At 35.4% G+C, this 4,988-nt stretch carries 3 protein-coding genes and 1 pseudogene; 1 reads left to right on the top strand and 3 read right to left on the bottom strand.

Features of this window, described 5'->3' with window-relative positions; genetic code table 11:
• On the top strand, positions 1–356 hold a 356-nt coding region (locus tag H7254_RS11305), incomplete at its 5' end, for an alpha/beta hydrolase-fold protein (RefSeq protein ID WP_367875441.1).
• A 64-nt stretch (positions 357–420) separates the two neighbouring features.
• Here the strand turns inward: H7254_RS11305 and H7254_RS11300 are convergent.
• The 3 genes and pseudogenes from H7254_RS11300 to H7254_RS11290 all read right to left on the bottom strand — a co-directional run.
• Positions 421–1,152: a hypothetical protein gene (locus tag H7254_RS11300; RefSeq protein ID WP_301933067.1), complete on the bottom strand. Its 732-nt coding sequence runs from the start codon at positions 1,150–1,152 to the stop codon at positions 421–423.
• 18 nt (positions 1,153–1,170) lie between these two features.
• Entirely contained in the window at positions 1,171–4,431 is a 3,261-nt protein-coding gene (locus tag H7254_RS11295) for a TonB-dependent receptor (RefSeq protein ID WP_301933066.1), read from the bottom strand.
• A gap of 137 nt (positions 4,432–4,568) precedes the next feature.
• A pseudogene (locus tag H7254_RS11290) lies at positions 4,569–4,988 on the bottom strand (hypothetical protein); the annotation flags it as partial.

Raw genomic sequence — 4,988 nt, 5'->3', positions numbered from 1 at the left:
TTTTTAAAGTGGGCGTATTCAGCGGTTCGCTCTGGTGGCGTGATAAGGACCAGGAAGATGAAGGTTTTGATGAAGATACAGATAGAATTATGCAGCGGCAGGTAAGAGAAGGATCCTATAATCCATGGTTAAAATTCTTTTTTGAAGTTGGTACGCAAGATGAGACTGCAGACAGAAATAACAACGGGGTAATAGACTCAATCGATGATGCTTTAAATTTAATTAAAGAGTTAAAAAAAAAAGGGTACAGTGCTGACAATATTAAATATTTAGAAATGAAGGACGGAAGGCATGATGTGCCAACCTGGGCTAAGGCATTTCCGGCATTTCTTGAGTGGGGCTGGGGTAAAAAGTAAAGAAAAATTGTTTCATAAAAAAACCGCATTCATTGGAATGCGGTTTTTAAATTATTAAAATTCTTTATTTTATTTTGAAAGCATAAATCCAGTTTACATTTCCCAAATCTCCTGCTGTTACCCCTGCATTAAAATTTATTGAAAACAACTGACCTGGAAGAAATTTTCCATTGTAAGGTGCTGGTAAAACAAAACTAAAACTGACTAAATATGTATTGTAATTTAATCCGTTTATGTTTTCCGTTAATCCTGTTACAACATTAAATGGTGCTGAACTGTTTGGTGCAATTGCTGCTAATGTAAAAGTAGTGTCAGCAGCAGTTAAAGAGCCTGTAATACCCGGCTGATAACTTCTGTACCTGTCTTCTGCATTCTGCAAAACATTTACAACAGATGGTGGATTTGCAGGAGTTATAAATGCAAGTGGCGCTTTAAATAAACTAACATTTATTTTTCTTTTGCTAATAGCAAAGTCATCTCCTTTTAAATATCCAACAATTGTTATAACATCACCTGCTGTGTAGGCTGGTGGTTTGTTTGCTATTACAACGGTATCATACGTAAGCAGTTTTCTAAATTTGTTGTATGATGTTGGTAACAATCCTGCTTGTAATGTAGGAAGCGTATTTGCATCAACCACAAACCCTGCAAGGATTCTGTTATTTAATGCTAGTGTAGAAGATGCTGCAGTAGCTGTGTTGGCTACACCGTCAATATTGTTGTCGTATTTTTTGCATGAAAAAAGTGATGCTGCAATAACAATACAACCGATAACTGTTTTTAGTTTATATATCATTTTATAATTTTTTAAGTATTAATTAAACAAATAACGAATCCCAATCTGCATTTGCCATCTTGAGGCCAAACTTGTGTTATCTCTGTAGCTTTGGGTTACCGGCGTTTGTGTTGTTGCATCTAAATAAGGGAAAGAAAAAGTTGGTTTACCATCAGCGGCAACTCCTACAAAATTTAATGGATTTGTTCTTACAAAAGATTTTGAAACGCCCCACTGTTTGTTTATTAAATTTCCTGCATTAAAAATATCAACAGTTAAACGCAGTGTGTTTCTCGTTTTATTTTTGGTTTCATAAAAGAAATCCTGTGTAAAATTTACATTGATCTGTTTAAAATAAGGCGCCAATGCTCCGTTTCTTTCAACAATTTTACCTCTTTGCTTGCTTAAATAAACATCCTGATTAATGAAGTTGTTTAATTGTGCCCATATCTGATCCGGTGTTCTTGGATCAGCAGCATTAGTTCTAACTAAAACAATATCTGATTGGTTTTTTGGAACATACATCAAATCATTTCCAGTTTGATTGTCACCATTTAAATCGCCATTGTAAGTATACGTACCTGAACCATTGTTTGCTGCTTCAAAAGTAAAACCTATAGAACTTGCAAAATATTTAGCATATTCTCTTCTGTACGATCCGTAAGCAATAACTCTGTGTGGCTGGTAAAAATTTGCATAACCAAGGTCATCAATATTCGGATCACCTTTTACAGCACGGTCTCTCCAGTTACTTTGAGCAATTGAACCACCGTCATTAATCGTTTTTGCTTTGCTATAGGTATAAGCTACACTACCCGAAAAATACTTTGATGTTTTTTGTAATTGTGTAGTGAAGAAATAACCGTACCCTTTGTTTGAATTTTTCATTAAAATAGCATCACTGATATTAGGATTGCTCAGTGTTGTACCATTGTAAATTTGCGGTGTACTATATCTTAAACGTTTATCTGAGCCTACTAAATTTATGCCTGTAGATGGTAAATTTAGGTTTTGAAAATAAACTGCATTTACATCTTTTGTAAAATTACCTTCTACAGTAATGGTAAAATTTGCAGGTAATTTATGATCAATACCCAAACTTGCTTTTAGGTTTTGAGGATACCGGAAATTCTTATCTGTTACGGCTATATTATAAGCAGTAGATAATGCGCCACCTGCGGGGCGAAAAGCATTTACATCAGGTGAAAAAGGAAGGTTTGCAGTTACACCATTACCAAGTGAAACCGAACCTAACTGAACACCATTGTTACCTGCCTGGTTACTTATCCATACAAATGGAGGCGGGCCTGCAAATAAACCTACACCACCACGTAGCTGCGTTTTTTTATCATTTTTTACATCCCAGTTAAAACCTAACCTTGGGCTTATTATTGCCTGTGTTGCAGGTGCCTGTCCTACATCAATTTTTTGGCCGTCTCTAAAAGTCAAGGCTTTTAAACTATCATTTGATGAAAATTTATTTTCGAATGTCGGCACATCAACTCTAACACCATAGGTTAATGTAAAATTGTTTTTTATGCGCCATTTATCCTGTACAAAAACGCCGATTTCAGCAGCAGAAATTTTTGCGAATGGAAATGATCCGTCTTTTGTGCTTGAAAAGCCAAGTCTTCTTATTGTAGCTAATTGAGTACCCGGCTGGGTTGCAGATACATATGGATTGTTTGCAGCAGCATAGAAATCTGATAGATTGTTAAACCTGAAATACCCCTGGTAATTAGGTGCAAAACCATTTTCAAACTGCTTTATATAATTTTGAGTTCCAACATTTATTTCATGCGAACCTTTATAGAAAGTAAAAATGTCAGAGATCTGAACAATGTTAGAACTTAATTTATTGTTGTAAGTAAAAGGCTCATAACCAAATGATGTATAGGTTTGATTGTTACCATTTAAAATATCTACAAGAGGAAACGGATTTCCTTTTGCAAGCGGCTCTCTAAAATCCCTTAATTCGGTGTAGCCAACCTGTAATTTATTGGTGGCTTTGTTACCTAAACGGGTATTTAATTCTGCAATTAAAATATTGAAATTATTATTAATTCTATAACCGCTTCCGCTAAAAGGTAAGCCAGTAACACTTGCCTGACGGGTTCCCTGGGCACCACTGTTACTTACAGCAACATCTCTAAAAGAATTTAGATAATTATATTTTATTGTAAAAGTATTTTGTTGGTTGATGTTCCAATCAAGTCTTACTGTAGCTTTTTTGCTTTCTGTAACATTGTTGTAATTATCATAAGTGCCGGGATCGTAACCGTATTTTGTAAGCAAAAACGTTTTTAATACATTTAAAGTATCAGCTCTTGCCTGAGAAATACTTACACCATCAGATGCTTCTCCGGTTTTTGCTGCACGCCACGTTGGTGAACCCGGTAGTTTAATTTTTTCCTGCTCGTAGCTTCCAAAAAAGAAAACTTTGTTTTTAATAATTGGCCCACCAACAGATGCTCCAAACTGGTTATAGTCAATAGGCGTTTTTACGGCCTCAGCAGCATTCACTTTATAACCTTGTGTATTTTCAGATCTAAAAAAGTTATAGATAGATCCTTTAAATTTGTTTGTTCCGCTTCTTGTTACACTGTTAATACCTGCACCGCTAAAACTTCCCTGCCTAACATCGTAAGGAGATACGTTTACCTGTATTTGCTCAATAGCATCTATACTAATCGGCTGCGAATTTGCCTGTCCGCCGAGTGTACCTGAAAGGCCAAAGGCATTATTAAAATTTGCACCATCTACAGTAAGGTTATTGTAAGAACCGCTTACACCACCGAAACTTAACCCATTTGAAGAAGGCGTTAATTTCGTAAAATCAGAAATACTTCTGCTGATGGTAGGCAACCTTTCAATTTGTGTTCTTGTAATTACTTCCTGGCTTCCTGTACGGCTGTTGTTAATTATTTTATCCTGCCTCATTCCGCTTACTACAACTGTTGCCAAATCTTTTGTGTCATTTTCTATAGAAAAATCAGCATTGTGTACTTGGCCGAGAGATAAATAAATATTTTCTTTCACTGTGTTTTTTGATCCCACATTCGTAATTGTTACGGTGTAAGGCCCGCCGATTTTTACGTTTGGCAAATTGTATCTGCCATCTGTTCTAGTTGCTACGGAATATTTTGTACCTGTAGGTTGGTGTATTGCTACAACTGTAGCTCCAGCAACTGCAATGTTGCCATTTTTTACAATTCCTTGTATTTCAGATGTGGTTTCCTGCGCAAATAAATAAGACAGGCAACCGGAGAGTAACAAGGAAAAGAGTAATCTTCTTTTCATAAATTTTGGTTTTAGTTTTGGGTGCAAAGGTGAGGGGAAATAAAACACCGCAATTTTAAGAAAATGTTACCCTTTGATAATTTCGGGCATAAAAAAACCTCCGATATTTCGGAGGTTTTTTTATGCTTTGTGTTTAATTAAAATGAGTATCTAAAAGTTAACTGAGCGTTCCAACGGCTACTTGTGTTAGCACTTGTTTGCACATCACTTGTAAAATATGGTTTGTTATCAATTGGTTTAAAAAATTGAAAAGTTGGAGTGGTAGTTCCAGTTTGAAAACCACGGAAACTTACAACGTTTGTTTGATCATTACCAACAAAGAAAATTCTTCCTGCGTTTCTGTTAATTAGATTTGTAAGATTGAAAATATCAAAAGTAACGGAAGCTTTATGCGTTTGTTGCCCTACTTTAACCATAAACTCCTGGCTTAAATTTGCATCAAGAATATTTGTAAAAGGCAATCTTGCACCATTTCTTGCGGCAAACTGACCTCTGTTTTTTCTTAGGTACTTATCACTGTTAATAAATTCTTCGAATTGATTTTTTTGATCAGTAAT

Source organism: Ferruginibacter sp. (genome assembly GCF_014377975.1).
Classification (GTDB): domain Bacteria; phylum Bacteroidota; class Bacteroidia; order Chitinophagales; family Chitinophagaceae; genus Ferruginibacter.
This window is presented reverse-complemented; position numbering and strand designations above follow the sequence as displayed.

What these genes read in the sequence shown, in the direction of transcription:
- H7254_RS11300 (WP_301933067.1), bottom strand. Translation starts at nt 1,152, where the DNA reads ATGATATATAAACTAAAAACAGTTATCGGTTGTATTGTTATTGCAGCA.
- H7254_RS11295 (WP_301933066.1), bottom strand. Translation starts at nt 4,431, where the DNA reads ATGAAAAGAAGATTACTCTTTTCCTTGTTACTCTCCGGTTGCCTGTCT.